We start from the raw sequence: 15,010 nt of genomic DNA on the forward strand, positions 1-15,010 counted from the left end.
AGCGAATTGGCGTCGCAGGCTTGCCGCTGGCGATTGAAATTTGCCGATACCGTTACTTGAGCAACGCTTCGATATCCGACTTCAGGTCCTGCGGCTTGGTCAACGGCGCATAGCGCTTGATCAGCGAGCCATCTTTGCCAATAAGGAATTTGGTGAAGTTCCACTTGATGCGTTCCGATCCCAGCAAGCCGGGGGCCTGTTTCTTCAACTGCACGAACAACGGATGGGCGTCGCTGCCGTTGACATCGATCTTTTTGAACAACGGGAAGCTCACCCCGTAGTTCAACTCACAAAACTCGGAAATCGCGCTCTCGTTGCCCGGTTCCTGCTTGCCAAACTGGTTGCACGGAAAGCCCAACACCACCAAGCCGCGGTCCTTGTAGCTCTGCCACAGCTCTTCGAGACCTTTGTATTGAGGGGTGAAGCCACACCTGCTCGCGGTGTTGACCACCAATACCGCCTTGCCAGCGTAGTCAGCGAGGGTCTTTTGCTCGCCCTTGATGGTTTGCACCGGAATGTTCAGAAGATTTTCGCTCATGGCGATGCCTCGGGAAGGATCAAGTCGGCAAATTAGCGCGCCGTCGACTGGCGCGCCATTCAATTGAACGCGGTGATGGCGACGCATCAGGCCTGGCGAGGCACCAGGTCCAGGCACACGGAGTTGATGCAGTAGCGCAAGCCCGTTGGTGGTGGACCATCCGGGAAGACGTGTCCCAGGTGAGCATCGCACTTGGCGCAGACGACTTCGGTGCGAATCATGCCATGGCTGACGTCGCGCACCTCAACCACCGCACTGCCCTCGATGGGCGCATAGAAGCTTGGCCAGCCGCAACCTGAATCGAACTTGGTGGTGGAATCGAACAGTGCCTCATTGCAGCAGATGCAGTGATACACACCATCGGTTTTGGTGCTGTTGTACTTGCCGGTGAAGGGTCGCTCGGTGGCCTTGAGGCGACAAACGTTGTACTGCTCGGGATCGAGCATCTGCTTCCATTCTTCGAGGGTTTTTTCCAGCTTTTCCACGGGTACACCTCCACAACTGAAAAAGCCCGAACTGTGTCTTTTCCACGGATCGGGTGGCACGTATGATTGCGCCTTCGTTAGACGCCAGTCTGTCACCCGCGTTTCTCGCATACAAACCCATTTTGATGGCGTTGTACTCAGCGGTCCGTCTTTTCAGCACACGGCGGATCGTCCATTTTCGGGATCAATCACCATGCAGTTCAGCAAATCGAACAAGCTCGCCAACGTCTGTTACGACATTCGCGGGCCCGTGCTCAAGCACGCCAAGCGCCTGGAAGAGGAAGGCCATCGCATCCTCAAGCTGAACATCGGCAACCCGGCGCCATTCGGTTTCGAGGCGCCGGACGAAATCCTGCAGGATGTGATCCGCAACCTGCCTACCGCACAGGGCTACAGCGACTCCAAGGGCCTGTTCAGCGCGCGCAAGGCGGTGATGCAGTACTACCAGCAAAAGCAGGTCGAAGGTGTCGGCATCGAAGACATCTATTTGGGCAACGGCGTTTCCGAACTGATCGTGATGTCGATGCAGGCGCTGCTTAACAACGGTGACGAAGTGCTGGTGCCAGCGCCCGACTATCCGCTGTGGACGGCCGCCGTGGCGCTGTCCGGCGGTAGTCCGGTGCACTATCTGTGTGACGAACAGGCCAACTGGTGGCCGGACCTGAACGACATCAAGGCCAGGATCACCCCGAACACCAAGGCCATGGTGATCATCAATCCGAACAACCCGACCGGCGCCGTGTACTCCAAAGAGGTGCTGCTGGGCATGCTGGAAATCGCTCGCCAGCACAACCTGGTGGTTTTCTCCGACGAGATCTACGACAAGATCCTGTACGACGACGCGGTGCACCTCTGCACCGCGTCGCTGGCCCCGGATCTGCTCTGCCTGACCTTCAACGGCCTGTCCAAATCCTACCGCGTGGCAGGCTTCCGCTCTGGCTGGGTGGCCATTTCCGGCCCCAAACACAACGCCCAGAGCTACATCGAAGGCATCGACATCCTGGCCAACATGCGCCTGTGCGCCAACGTACCGAGCCAGCACGCGATTCAGACCGCCCTGGGCGGCTACCAGAGCATCAACGACCTGATCCTGCCGCCGGGCCGTCTGCTGGAACAACGCAACCGCACCTGGGAATTGCTCAACGACATCCCGGGCGTCAGTTGCGTGAAACCGATGGGAGCGCTCTATGCTTTCCCGCGGATCGACCCGAAAATCTGCCCGATTCATAACGACGAGAAATTCGCCCTGGATCTGCTGTTATCCGAAAAGCTGCTGATCGTTCAGGGCACGGCCTTCAACTGGCCGTGGCCGGACCATTTCCGCGTAGTGACCCTACCGCGGGTGGACGATCTGGAGCAGGCGATCGGCCGGATCGGCAATTTCCTGAAGACGTACAGGCAGTAATGCTGCTTGCTGTAGCAGCACGGCTTGCTGGCGGTGGCGTATTAGAAATCGTCACCGCCGGCGAAACGGGCTGCCGCAGCCACTGGGCCATCGTTCGAATCCCCCGTCATCACTCCGCCTCGCCGCCCCGCCCAGCCTGATTAATCACTTCGACCACGCAAAACGACACAGTTTGAAATAGTCGCCCGGTTGAATACCCACCGACATCACCTTATATACCCCGCAACACGTTACACATTCTTCACGAGGAGAACTTCCACACCATGATGCGCATCTTGCTGTTTTTGGCCACTAACCTTGCGGTCGTGCTGATTGCCAGCATCACCTTGAGCCTGTTTGGCTTCAATGGGTTCATGGCGGCCAACGGGGTTGATCTCAACCTCAATCAGCTGCTGATTTTCTGCGCCATATTCGGTTTCGCCGGCTCGCTGTTCTCGCTGTTCATCTCCAAGTGGATGGCAAAGATGAGCACCGGTACCCAGATCATCACTCAACCCCGTACCCGCCATGAGCAGTGGCTGCTGCACACAGTAGAACAACTGTCCCGCGAGGCAGGCATAAAGATGCCGGAAGTCGGGATCTTCCCGGCGTACGAGGCCAACGCATTCGCTACCGGCTGGAACAAGAATGACGCGCTGGTGGCTGTCAGCCAGGGCCTGCTGGAGCGTTTCTCGCCCGATGAGGTGAAAGCGGTTCTGGCCCACGAGATTGGCCACGTTGCCAACGGTGACATGGTTACCCTGGCGCTGGTCCAGGGCGTGGTGAACACCTTCGTCATGTTCTTCGCCCGAATCGTCGGCAACTTCGTCGATAAGGTGATTTTCAAGAACGAAGAAGGCCGGGGCATTGCGTTCTACATTGCGACCATTTTTGCCGAGATCGTGCTGGGCTTTCTCGCGAGCGCCATCGTCATGTGGTTTTCGCGCAAGCGCGAATACCGTGCCGACGACGCCGGTGCTCGTCTGGCTGGAACCGGAGCGATGATCAGTGCCCTGCAACGCCTGCGCTCGGAACAGGGCGTTCCGGTGCAGATGCCCGAAAGCCTGACGGCTTTCGGCATTAATGGCGGTCTGAAGCATGGCCTGGCAGGGCTGTTCATGAGCCATCCGCCGCTGGAAGAACGTATCGAGGCGCTGCGCCGTCGCGGTTGATACTGCAAGGGTGTCAAAAGTAGGGCGACGTCGGTCGCCCTTTTCTTTGTCTGAAAAACCTACGTGGTGACTAATCGATCTTGCTACTGAAAGCGGTCGCCAGGATCAACGTCAACGTCGAAACATACGATAAGCGCCCTCCATCAGGCGTACAGCCCCAGCCTTTTTGAATTTCGCGCTCTGCTCAAGCACGTCCCATTCACCCGCTTTTCTCAGTCGCCACTGCACAGACAACAACTGATGTACCTCATCTTCATCCACTGAAAAAGGGGGCCCGGCGACTTCCGTTTGTTCGTACTCCAATGTAATCAACAGCCCGCAGGCGTCCTCGGCCATCAACTGGTTGAGCTGTTCGACATACTGCCAGCGCATTTCCGGGGGCAATGCGATCAACGCCGCCCGGTCATAGAAAGCGCTGCATTCGCCAATGTCACGGGCCTTGAGCGCGAAGAAATCACCACACCAGATCTCGCAGGCCTCATGGCGGTAGACCTGGAAGCTGCCACGCTCCTCGATAGAGGGCGTCAAGCCACTTTCGCTAAACCACGCAGCGACGGCCTTTTCTGAAAGCTCAACGCCAACCACCTGCAGACCTTGACGCAGAAGCCAGTGCAGGTCGATGGTTTTGCCGCACAAGGGTACGAACACCCGCGCACCCGGTTGCACCTTCAACTCGGGCCACTGCACCACCAGATACGGATTCACCTCTGATTGATTGAAGCCGATCTGATTGATCGCCCATCGCTCGTGCCAAAACTCTGGCTCCATAAAAACTCCTGATATTTCGATTAAAGGGCACGAAAACTTATATTAGATTACGATCAATGATCTGCCTGATCATGACTCGTATCTTAATGCTCAGGACAACCAACATGTTCCCCAGCCTGTTCATATCTCATGGCTCACCGATGCTCGCGCTGGAACCCGGCCCGAGTGGCCCTGCACTGGCACATCTGGCCGCCGAACTGCCTCGACCGAAGGCGATCGTGATCGTTTCGGCGCACTGGGAGAGTAATGAGCTGCTGGTCAACGGCAACCCGCAGCCGGAAACCTGGCACGACTTCGGCGGCTTCCCCGCAGCGCTGTTTGCCGTCCAATACCCTGCGCCGGGCGAACCGGACATGACACGACGTGTGATGGAACTGCTGGCAGTTGCCGAGCTGCCCGCCCGCACGGATAGCCGCCGGCCTTTCGACCACGGGGTTTGGGTGCCACTTTCCTTGATGTACCCCACTGCCGATATTCCAATCGTGCAGATTTCGCTGCCGTCGGGCATGGGGCCTGCCTTGCAGACACGTGTAGGTCATGCACTGCGCAGCTTGCGCGAGGAAGACGTGTTGATCATCGGCTCCGGCAGTATCACCCACAACCTGCGTGAGCTGGACTGGCACGCCGGGCCGGAAAGCGTCGAGCCGTGGGCGCTGGCATTTCGCAACTGGATGGTTGAGAAACTTGCCGCTGACGACGAGCAGGCTCTGCACGACTATCGCCGCCAAGCGCCGCAAGCCGCACGCAATCATCCGTCCGACGAGCATCTGGCGCCGCTGTACTTCGCGCGTGGTGCCGGTGGCACGTTCAGCGTGGCGCACCAGGGTTTCACCATGGGCGCACTGGGGATGGACATTTACCGTTTTGGTTGAGCGGGGATGCGGCTGAGGCTCATAGCCACTCTACCAGCGGCTTGAAGCGCTGCAATATCGGGTTATCGCAGCATCGTTAACCATGCCTCATGCGCACGGCAATGTCCCGACCCTAAGCCGGATGACGCAAGGAGTGCGATATTCAAGAGAGACAAAAAAGATCCGTTCGATGACGACTGACCTTTTTTCAAAAAAAGGCTTCCCAATGGCTCCGGCTCATGGGCGGGGTGGACGAAATCCCGCGAACCCGAGCCGGTGCGTATCACCAAACCCAACGCTTTTCGACCATCATCCTTTTTTTCAACTTACCTGCAATGTGATCGGTTCAAGGGCATGGGTAGCAACTCTCGTCTTGTCAGATCGCTTCAGTTTTTCTCTCTCTTGCAGGCTCGCGCCGACAGGTTTACAAAAGCTCGCTAGGGTCTTAGCTCAATAAACAACCAAATCCCGGCCAAAAAAAATCCCCGAGCCAGTCGGGGATTTTTTTGTTCAGACGATCAACTCAACGCCGATCAGTCTTCGCGGTAGCGACGCAGTTTCAGCTGCTTACCGGCAACGCGGGTGTCTTTCAACTTAGCCAGCAGACGCTCGAGGCCATCTTCCGGCAATTCGACGAGACTGAAGCTATCACGTACCTGGATGCGACCGATGGCCTCACGAGCCAGACCGCCTTCGTTGAGGATCGCGCCCAGCAGGTTCTTGGCAGCGATGCCGTCGCGAGCACCCAGCGCGGTACGGCAGCGAGCGCGACCTTCAGCCAGCGGCATCGGTGCGCGACGCTCACGGTCACCACGATCAGGACGGTCACCCGATGGACGATCGGCACGATCGCCACGTGGTGCGCTGTTCGGTACCAGTGGACGTTCCTTTTCGATGGCCGCCAGGGTCAGTGCCTGACCATTCGTAGCCTTGCGCAGCAGCGCAGCAGCCAATGCACGCGGGGTGCAACCGATGTCGGCAGTCAGACGATCCAGCAGATCACCGTGGCTGGCTTCGGCATCGGCCACCAGCGGCGCGAGGCTATTGGTCAGCTTCTTGATGCGTGCGTCGAGAACGGCTTGCGAGTCCGGCAGGCGAACTTCAGCCACCTTCTGACCGGTCACGCGCTCGATCACCTGCAGCATGCGGCGCTCGCGCGGCGTCACCAGCAGCAGCGCACGACCTTCGCGACCGGCACGACCGGTACGGCCGATACGGTGAACGTAGGATTCAGGGTCGTAAGGCATGTCCACGTTGAACACGTGGGTGATACGCGGAACGTCCAGACCACGGGCAGCGACGTCAGTTGCGACCACGATGTCCAGACGGCCATCCTTGAGCGAGTCGATGACGCGCTCACGCTGGTTTTGTGCGATGTCGCCGTTCAGCGCAGCGGCCTTGTAGCCTTTGGCTTCCAGCGCGCTTGCCAGGTCCAGGGTGGCCTGCTTGGTCCGGACGAACATGATCAGGGCGTCGAAATCTTCGACTTCCAGCAGGCTCAGAACGGCAGAGGTTTTCTGGTCAGCGTGAACCAGCAGGTGAGCCTGCTCGATCGCAGTGACGGTCTGGGTCTTGGTCTGGATCTTGACGTGCTGCGGATCACGCAGATGGCGCTCGGCAATCGCCCGGATCGACTGCGGCAAGGTGGCCGAGAACAAAACGGTCTGACGGGTTGCTGGCAGTGCCTTGAAGATGACTTCAAGGTCGTCCATGAAACCAAGCTTGAGCATTTCGTCGGCTTCGTCGAGAACCAGATGGTTCACGGTCGCCAGGACTTTTTCGTCACGACGCAGGTGGTCGCACAGACGGCCTGGGGTGGCGACGACGATCTGCGCGCCGTTACGGATGGCTTTCAGCTGCGGGCCCATGGGCGCGCCGCCGTAGACAGCCACGACGGTAACGCCTGGCATTTGCTTGGCGTAGGTTTCGAAAGCAGTTGCGACTTGCAACGCCAACTCACGAGTTGGCGCCAGGATCAAGGCTTGCGGCTCGCGTTTGGTTGGGTCGATGCGGTGCAGGATCGGCAGGGCGAACGCGGCGGTTTTACCGGTACCGGTCTGCGCCTGGCCAATCATGTCCTGGCCAGCCATGATGATCGGGATCGACTGCTGCTGAATAGCAGAAGGCTCCTCGTAACCAGTCGCGGCGACGGCTGCAAGAATATTTGGATTAAGATTAAAAGCGGCGAAGCCGCCGGTTTCCTGGGTCATGGGTCTGCCTCTGAGTGCATCCGCAAAGACCCATGCTTCAAAGCTGCGCGTGCCGTGTAAGACCCTAGAGTCACCCTGGCTGCTTTGTCGGCGGGGATTTGCGAAAACGTATTGATGAATGGATCGTCAAGGGTGGTTCGTTTGGGAACCAGCTTGCGAAGAAGGCTTCGCAAACCCATACCGTGACGAGGGCCCTATGAAAGGCCGGCGCGCACTATACCGGAATTGCTGGAAAAAGTGAGGCTTTTTTTCAGTTAAAGAACACCTTACGCCCTTCTGATATCGCCTTTGCGCAAACCTGTGGCGCAGTTTATCGCTCAACAGCCCGGGTTTACCGGCGACAGGAGCTTAAACGATTCACCCGAAGAGTCATCCAGCGTGCCGGTCATTCCACCCCAGGACACGTCAAAAGTGCGGCTCAGGTCGCGGGGCGCAGGGTCTTTATCAGTGGCATCAGCGAGTAACCCAACTGCGGCGCGAGCTGTTCGGCACGCTGGATCAGCGCCTGCATGTCCAGGGTCTGCTCGAGATCGGCGGGCACGATGAGGATCACATTGCCCTCCTTCACCGGCAGCTCCCAATAATGGCGATGATAAAGCCCGCGTAGCAGCGCTGCACCGAGCGGCTTGCCATCGTCCGAGGCCCACTGGTTGATGATCAGCCAGCCGCCCGGGTTCAGGCGCTGCTGGCACCTCTCCAGAAACCCCCACGCCAGATGCCCCACGGCGGGGCCGGTATCGGTATACAGATCGACGAAGATCAGATCGGCGTCTTCGGCCGTCGGCAGCAAGTCCAGCGCATCGCCGATGCGCACGTACAGCCGCGGATCGTCCGTCAGCCCCATGTATTCCATGGCCAGGCGCGGCACGTCGGGGCGAAGTTCGATGGCTTCTACGTCGTCCAGCGGCAGGAACTTGAGGCAGGCCTGGGTCAGCGTGCCTGCGCCAAGCCCCATGAACAGGGCGCTTTCGGGGGCCGCATGGCACAGCGCGCCGATCAGCATGGCGCGGGTATAGTCGTACTCCAGCCACGCCGGGTCGGCCGTGAACGTGCAGCTTTGCTCGATGGCATCGCCGAATTCCAGAAAGCGGTAGTCGTCCACTTCCAGCACGCGGATCATGCCGAAGTCATCGTGAACTTCAGCCAGCACGCGCTCTACACGCTCCTCGGTCATTACGGCTCTCTTGATAAGCAACATTTGGGCGTGCAGATTGTCGGCGATGCAGCCCCGGCAGGTCACGCAAATTATCCGGATGAGCTGCTACCATGACCGCCCGATTGCCCTGACCTAGAGTTCACAATGAGCCAACCCTGGAGCCCCGAAAGCTGGCGCAGCCTGCCTATCCAGCAACAACCCCGGTACCCCGACGCTGAACATGTAAGGCGTGTCGAACAGACCCTGGCCAGCTATCCGCCACTGGTATTTGCCGGCGAGGCCCGCGAGCTGCGTCGCCAGTTCGCCGAGGTCACCCAGGGGCGGGCGTTCCTGTTGCAAGGTGGCGATTGCGCCGAGAGCTTCTTCGAGTTCTCCGCGGCGAAAATCCGCGACACCTTCAAGGTGCTGCTGCAAATGGCGATCGTCATGACCTTCGCGGCGGGCTGCCCGGTGGTCAAGGTCGGGCGCATGGCCGGCCAGTTCGCCAAGCCGCGCTCCGCCGATGACGAAACCGTGGACGGCGTGACCCTGCCGGCGTATCGCGGCGATATCGTCAACGGCATCGGTTTTGACGAGAAAAGCCGCGTGCCAGACCCTGATCGTCTGCTGCAGGCCTATCATCAGTCCACTGCGACCCTGAACCTGCTGCGCGCGTTCGCCCAGGGCGGTTTTGCCGATCTGCATCAAGTGCATAAGTGGAACCTGGATTTCATTGCTGGCTCCGCCCTTTCAGAGAAATACAGTCACCTGGCCGACCGCATCGATGAAACCCTGGCATTCATGCGCGCCTGTGGCATGGACACCTCGCCGCAGCTGCGCGAGACCAGCTTCTTTACCGCCCACGAAGCCCTGCTGCTCAGTTACGAAGAAGCGTTCGTGCGCCGCGACAGCCTGACCAACGACTTCTACGACTGCTCGGCGCACATGCTGTGGATCGGCGACCGCACACGTCAGCTGGACGGCGCCCATGTCGAGTTTCTGCGCGGGGTGAAAAACCCGATCGGCGTGAAGGTCGGCCCAAGCATGAATACCGACGATCTGATTCGGCTGATCGACATCCTCAACCCCGAAAACGACCCGGGGCGCCTGAACCTGATCGCGCGGATGGGTGCCACCAAGGTCGGCGAACACTTGCCGGGCCTGATTCGTGCGGTGGAACGCGAAGGCAAGAAGGTGCTGTGGAGTTCCGACCCGATGCACGGCAACACGATCAAGGCCAGCAGCGGCTACAAGACCCGCGACTTTGCGCAGATTCTGGGCGAGGTCAAGCAGTTCTTCCAGGTGCATCAGGCCGAAGGGACCTATGCGGGCGGTATTCACATCGAGATGACCGGGCAGAACGTCACTGAATGCATCGGTGGCGCGCGTCCAATTACCGAAGACGGCCTGTCGGACCGTTACCACACCCACTGTGATCCACGGATGAACGCCGATCAGTCCCTAGAACTGGCGTTTTTGATTGCGGAGACGTTGAAGCAGGTACGCCGCTGAAACGGCAACAGCCCGGCTTGCCGGCGATGGTTCTGCACAGCGCCACCGCCGGCAGGCCGTGCTGCTCCAGCAGATTCAGTGCAGGACGCGTCATCGCTGCTCAACCTGGACAAACGCCACCCGCAGCCGCGCCGCACTGGCACGCTGACAGTTGATCAGGACGTGCGGCAACCCTAGCCAATCCGCCAACTGGCGCAGGTTGGCGGCCAACGCGTGAATGCCTTCTTCGTCCAACCCGGGTTCTTCTTCATGCACGGCATGCACCGCCAGCCGCCCGGCCGCCCGCTCGGCACGCAGATCAATTCGCGCAGCAATACGCTCGTGGTGCAGAAACGGCAGTACGTAGTAGCCGTAAATCCGTTTGTGGGCCGGGGTGTAGATTTCGAGGCGGTAGTGAAAATCGAACAGGCGTTCCGTGCGCGCCCGCTCCCAGATCAGCGAATCGAAGGGCGACAACAAGGCACTGGTGCTGACCTTCCGCGGGGCGCTTAATGCAGGCAGGGCAAACGCAGGTTGTTTCCAGCCTTGCACTTGAATCCGCTCGATAACGCCCTGCTCCTGCAACTCGGCCAGGCCTGCCCTGGCTGACGTCGGGTCTTGGCGGAAGTAATCGCGAATATCCTTCTCGGTGCCGACACCCAAGGCCTTGACCGCGTGCAGCAGCAGATCGCGCTGGGCATCGGCTTCAGCCAGTTCGGGGTGATTGAGGATGGCAGAGGGCAATACCCGCTCAGGCAAGTCGTACAGGCGCTCGAAGCCTCGGCGCCCGGCGACGGTGACCTCACCGGCTGCAAACAGCCATTCCAGGGCCATCTTTTCCGCACTCCAGTCCCACCAGGGCCCCGCGCGTTCCTGACGGGTGTTGAGCGTGCCCGCACCCAGCGCTCCTTGCTCACGAACGGCCTGCAGCACGCGAGCAATCGTCGACTGCTGCTCGCGACCGAACCGGGCCATCTGCTGATAGATGCCTTGCCCGCAGGATGCCCGCTGCATGCGCCAACGCATCAGCGGATACAACTGAATCGGCAGTAATGACGCCTCATGCCCCCAGTATTCAAAAAGTTTGCGCTGGCGCCCCTGGCTCCACGCCGCCTGGTCCAGCAGTTTTTGCGGGTAGTTGCCCAGGCGTGAATACAGCGGCAGGTAGTGCGAACGCACCAGCGCGTTGACCGAATCTATCTGCACTACCCCGAGGCGCTCGATCAGTTGCGTGACATGGCGGGAGGTAATCGTCGCAGGCGGCTGACGACCATGGAACCCTTGGGCCGAGAGCGCCAGACGACGGGCCTGCTCGATGGGTATTTTTTGTTGGACGGGCAGTTCTGCGGGCATTCAGGCGCTCCTGTTCGAACCGCAAAACTACCTGATCCCACCCCGCTTTTGTAGCGTCACGGCTTGCCAGCAGTAACGATCCAACACACGCTGGCAGCGGCAAGCCGAACTGCAGCGTCGACGGTTTTGACTGAACACCTTCAGGCATTACGCCCAATCTTTAATCCCTGGCACTAGAGCATCAATCTCAATGTTTCATCGGGTCGTCCCAGAAAGGACGCTCGATCTCCTGGGTGACATCGGCGCGGCTCAAGCCAATGTCTTTAAGCGCGTCATCGCTCAGACTGGCAAGCTCGATGCGCTGGTGGTACAGCTTGCACCACCGGGCAATGCGTGAGGCGACCGAATGCCAGGCACGCTCCAGGGGCGAGTTACGGGATAGGGTTTTCAGCACCAGCACATAACCTTTTTGATCTTTCATCATCCGGTCCTCCACGTGGGGATGGCCAGATTCTGTGTCTGGGGATAAGATCAATCAAACGAATGTTTCTTATGCAATGCATCTGGGAGATTGATGCAATGGCTACCTATCCAAGTATCGACAGCGAGCTGTTGCGCACCTTTGTCGCCATCGCCGATCAAGGCGGTTTCACCAAGGCGGGCGAAATCGTCAATCGCACGCAATCTGCCGTCAGCATGCAGATGAAGCGGCTCGAAGACGACGTGGTCAAGCGTCCCCTGTTCCAGAAGGATGGCCGCGTACTGAACCTCACTGCCGAAGGGCAGGTGCTGCTGGGTTACGCGCGGCGCATCCTCAAACTGCACAGCGAGGTGTTCAACACCCTGCGCGAGCCGCACATGGTCGGCACCGTGAAGATCGGTACACCGGACGATTACGTGATGCGCTTTCTGCCGGGCATTCTCTCGCGTTTCGCCCAGGCGTATCCGTTGATCCAGATCGAGGTGCATTGCGAATCATCGGCGCAGTTGCTGCACCGCCAGGATCTGGACCTGAGCATTGTCACTCGCGAGCCCGGCAAGGAAATCGGCCAGATCCTGCGCCAAGAGCGCTTTGTGTGGGCTGAGGCCGCCGGCTTCTGCCCACACGAACAAACGCCGATTCCCCTGGCAATGTTCAACAACGACTGCTTTTGTCGATTGTGGGCCTGCAACGCGCTGGATGCATCGGGACGCGAATACCGCACCGCGTACACCAGCGCCAGCCTGGCGGCGATCATGGCCGTGGTCAGCGCAGGGCTGGCCGTCACCGCGCAACTTGAAAGCCTGATCACCGCGGATTTGCGCATTCTCGGTGAAGCTCAGGGGTTGCCGCCGCTGCCTTCGGCGAGCATCGTGCTGCTGCGCAACCCGAACAATCCGTCGCCGATCACTGAATGCCTGGCCGATCACATCGCCGAAGGCTTCAAACTTTGAGGATAATCAGACCCTGAAGCACAACATGACGGCGCAGAGCACCAGGAATACGCAAAATAGCGAACGCAGCACACGCTCCGGCATGCTATGGGCCAGCGCCACGCCCCAACTGATGCTGGCCAGGCCGCCGATCGCCAGCGGGATGCCCATTCGCCAGTCAACGTGGCCGTGCAATGCGTAGGTGGTCAGAGTGATCACCGTGGCGGGGGCCGCCAGCGCCAAGGCCAGCCCCTGGGCCGCCACTTGGGTCGCGCCGAAGATACCGGTCAGAATCGGCGTAGCGATCACCCCGCCGCCCACGCCGAACATGCCCGCCGTCAATCCGGACCCCAGGCCCAGTACCCACAGCCATTTGCCGTGCCGCAGTTCGGCACCGACATTGCCTCTATGCCAGTACATCTGCACCAGGTTGAACAGCGTCAGCACGATGAGGAATCCCACGAACCCCAGGCGCATGCTCTGAGGATCGATCCGCACCGCCCACAATGAGGTGAGCCAGGAAACGGTGAAGCTTGGCACGATCAGCAGCATGGCGTTGCGCACGGAAATCCGGTTGCGTTGGTTGTAGCGCCATAACGCCAACAGCACATTAGGCAATACCATCAGCAGCGCCGTGCCTTGGGCCAGTTGCTGATCCAGGCCGAACAGCACGCCCAGTGCAGGAATTGCCACCAGCCCGCCGCCTATTCCGAACAACCCGCCCAGGGTGCCCATGGCCGCGCCAAGCAGCAGATACATCACGACATCAACAGTCACACCCGGCCCTCTATTGGATTCTGGGCGCATGCTACGCAGTAAGGCCATGTGAGGAAATCCACAAGCGTGCGATATCGTTAACGAAGCATGATGTGATGATCCACGATTCGTGCATCATTCTCTCCCGGCTACCGGACTGAACGTCATAGGCAAAATCGCACTCACCGATTGCAGAAATTATCTAGTGCGTTAAAGATTGCGACACTAACTTAGCGCTTACTGCACATCGAATGAGGACGTCCCATGAATGCCAACGAAAGTTCCACAACGGCTGGCGCTGGCAGTTGCGAGAATCTACTGCTGGATAACCAGCTGTGTTTTGCGCTGTACTCCACGTCATTGATGATGACCAAGGTGTACAAACCGCTGCTACAGGAACTCAACCTGACCTATCCGCAGTACCTGGCGATGCTGGTGTTGTGGGAAGGCGACGGTCTGACTGTCGGAGAGGTCAGCACCCGTTTGTTAACCGACCCTGGCTCCCTCACGCCGCTGCTTAAGCGCCTGGAAACCGAGGGCCTGATCAGTCGCACCCGTAGCAAGGAAGACGAGCGCGTGGTACTGCTGCATCTGACCAAACAGGGCAAGGTTCTGCACCAAAAGGCCCAGCGCATTCCGCAATGCATCCTGGCGGCGAGCGGCATCACGGTTGAACAGCTAAAAGCGCTGCAAAAAGACCTGCTCGGGCTACGTGGGAGTCTGCACGATAGCCTCTGACGCCTCTTCTCTTCGTCCGGGCCAGCCTTGTTGCTGGCCTTTTTGTTTCGGTGGTCAGACCTTCCTCACTGATTGGAAACGGCCTGCGATCGCTACCGCTGACACGCCAGCCGCTCCAGATAACCACGTGGAAGCGATGCACCCTCAAAGTTTTTAGCCATTAAATTCAACAGGTTGAATTCTCTACCACGCTTGATCGGAAGCAGTTTCAAAAATTCCTTTAAAATTTACCTTGCGCACTAAACATTAGCGCAGTACATTTTATCTCACTTGCTTAGCGCGCAAATATTTAGCGCTGAGCCGAAGTAGATCCAGCCACCATCATCAAGCGAGGAAATATCATGCAAGCTCTCTATACCGCAGTCGCAACCGCAACCGGTGGCCGTGATGGCCGCGCTGTTTCAAGCGACAGTATTCTCGACGTGAAACTGGCGACCCCAAAAGCACTGGGCGGCGCAGGTGGTGAAGCGACCAACCCTGAACAACTGTTCGCGGCGGGCTACTCGGCCTGCTTCATCGGCGCACTGAAATTCGTCGCCAGCCAAAAAAAGCGCAGCATCCCGGCCGACACGTCGGTCACAGCGCATGTCGGCATCGGCCAGATTCCAGGCGGATTCGGTCTGGACATCGACCTGAACATCAACCTGCCGGGTCTTGATCAAGCCGAGGCTCAAGCGCTGGTCGATGCCGCTCATCAGGCCTGCCCTTACTCCAACGCCACCCGCGGCAACGTTGACGTGCGCCTGCACGTAACCGTTTAACGAGGACGGCAAACC

General features: G+C 59.2%; 15 protein-coding genes. 7 read left to right on the forward strand and 8 right to left on the reverse strand.

The window, feature by feature from the left end; genetic code table 11:
- Positions 1–52: 52 nt before the first annotated feature.
- Positions 53–538 carry a glutathione peroxidase gene (locus tag B3I26_RS03805; RefSeq protein WP_296255186.1) on the reverse strand — a complete coding sequence of 162 codons (486 nt, stop codon included), beginning with the start codon at positions 536–538 and terminating at the stop codon, positions 53–55.
- 86 nt (positions 539–624) lie between these two features.
- Positions 625–1,023 carry a peptide-methionine (R)-S-oxide reductase MsrB gene (gene msrB, locus B3I26_RS03810; RefSeq protein WP_296255188.1) on the reverse strand — a complete coding sequence of 133 codons (399 nt, stop codon included), beginning with the start codon at positions 1,021–1,023 and terminating at the stop codon, positions 625–627.
- A gap of 193 nt (positions 1,024–1,216) precedes the next feature.
- On the opposite strand from msrB, the gene B3I26_RS03815 reads away from it, so the two are divergent.
- Both B3I26_RS03815 and htpX read left to right on the forward strand, forming a co-directional pair.
- Positions 1,217–2,428, forward strand: coding sequence for a pyridoxal phosphate-dependent aminotransferase (locus tag B3I26_RS03815; RefSeq protein WP_296255190.1), 1,212 nt, complete (start codon positions 1,217–1,219; stop codon positions 2,426–2,428).
- 263 nt (positions 2,429–2,691) lie between these two features.
- Complete coding sequence (htpX, locus tag B3I26_RS03820; protein ID WP_296255191.1) at positions 2,692–3,579, forward strand: protease HtpX; 888 nt, start codon at positions 2,692–2,694, stop codon at positions 3,577–3,579.
- Positions 3,580–3,690: 111 nt separating this feature from the next.
- Here htpX and B3I26_RS03825 read toward each other — a convergent pair whose 3' ends face one another.
- The gene (locus B3I26_RS03825) at positions 3,691–4,347 is read right to left on the reverse strand and encodes a thiopurine S-methyltransferase (RefSeq protein WP_296255193.1); all 657 of its coding nucleotides are present in this window, start codon (positions 4,345–4,347) and stop codon (positions 3,691–3,693) included.
- Positions 4,348–4,451: 104 nt separating this feature from the next.
- On the opposite strand from B3I26_RS03825, the gene B3I26_RS03830 reads away from it, so the two are divergent.
- Positions 4,452–5,219 (forward strand): DODA-type extradiol aromatic ring-opening family dioxygenase, encoded by a 768-nt coding sequence (locus B3I26_RS03830; RefSeq protein ID WP_296255527.1) that lies wholly within the window; start codon positions 4,452–4,454, stop codon positions 5,217–5,219.
- 512 nt (positions 5,220–5,731) lie between these two features.
- Here the strand turns inward: B3I26_RS03830 and B3I26_RS03835 are convergent.
- Both B3I26_RS03835 and B3I26_RS03840 read right to left on the reverse strand, forming a co-directional pair.
- Positions 5,732–7,408 carry a DEAD/DEAH box helicase gene (locus B3I26_RS03835; RefSeq protein ID WP_296255195.1) on the reverse strand — a complete coding sequence of 559 codons (1,677 nt, stop codon included), beginning with the start codon at positions 7,406–7,408 and terminating at the stop codon, positions 5,732–5,734.
- A 418-nt stretch (positions 7,409–7,826) separates the two neighbouring features.
- Complete coding sequence (locus tag B3I26_RS03840; RefSeq protein WP_296255197.1) at positions 7,827–8,582, reverse strand: spermidine synthase; 756 nt, start codon at positions 8,580–8,582, stop codon at positions 7,827–7,829.
- A gap of 126 nt (positions 8,583–8,708) precedes the next feature.
- On the opposite strand from B3I26_RS03840, the gene B3I26_RS03845 reads away from it, so the two are divergent.
- Positions 8,709–10,055: a class II 3-deoxy-7-phosphoheptulonate synthase gene (locus B3I26_RS03845; protein WP_296255198.1), complete on the forward strand. Its 1,347-nt coding sequence runs from the start codon at positions 8,709–8,711 to the stop codon at positions 10,053–10,055.
- A 90-nt stretch (positions 10,056–10,145) separates the two neighbouring features.
- Here the strand turns inward: B3I26_RS03845 and B3I26_RS03850 are convergent, their stop codons facing one another.
- A complete protein-coding gene (locus tag B3I26_RS03850) occupies positions 10,146–11,387 on the reverse strand; it encodes a winged helix-turn-helix domain-containing protein (protein WP_296255200.1) in 1,242 nt (413 codons plus the stop codon).
- 187 nt (positions 11,388–11,574) lie between these two features.
- A complete protein-coding gene (locus B3I26_RS03855; RefSeq protein ID WP_296255529.1) occupies positions 11,575–11,808 on the reverse strand; it encodes a DUF1127 domain-containing protein in 234 nt (77 codons plus the stop codon).
- Between the two features lie 98 nt (positions 11,809–11,906).
- Here B3I26_RS03855 and B3I26_RS03860 point away from each other — a divergent pair, with 98 nt between their 5' ends.
- Positions 11,907–12,761 (forward strand): LysR substrate-binding domain-containing protein, encoded by an 855-nt coding sequence (locus B3I26_RS03860; RefSeq protein WP_296255202.1) that lies wholly within the window; start codon positions 11,907–11,909, stop codon positions 12,759–12,761.
- Positions 12,762–12,767: 6 nt separating this feature from the next.
- Here the strand turns inward: B3I26_RS03860 and B3I26_RS03865 are convergent, their stop codons facing one another.
- Positions 12,768–13,499: a sulfite exporter TauE/SafE family protein gene (locus B3I26_RS03865; RefSeq protein ID WP_296255531.1), complete on the reverse strand. Its 732-nt coding sequence runs from the start codon at positions 13,497–13,499 to the stop codon at positions 12,768–12,770.
- Positions 13,500–13,760: 261 nt separating this feature from the next.
- Here B3I26_RS03865 and B3I26_RS03870 point away from each other — a divergent pair, with 261 nt between their 5' ends.
- Both B3I26_RS03870 and B3I26_RS03875 read left to right on the forward strand, forming a co-directional pair.
- Entirely contained in the window at positions 13,761–14,234 is a 474-nt protein-coding gene (locus B3I26_RS03870) for a MarR family winged helix-turn-helix transcriptional regulator (protein ID WP_296255204.1), read from the forward strand.
- 341 nt (positions 14,235–14,575) lie between these two features.
- Entirely contained in the window at positions 14,576–14,995 is a 420-nt protein-coding gene (locus B3I26_RS03875) for an organic hydroperoxide resistance protein (protein ID WP_296255206.1), read from the forward strand.
- The last annotated feature ends 15 nt before the right edge of the window (positions 14,996–15,010 follow it).

The sequence above is a fragment of the Pseudomonas sp. UBA5706 genome (assembly GCF_002419965.1).
Lineage (GTDB): Bacteria > Pseudomonadota > Gammaproteobacteria > Pseudomonadales > Pseudomonadaceae > Aquipseudomonas.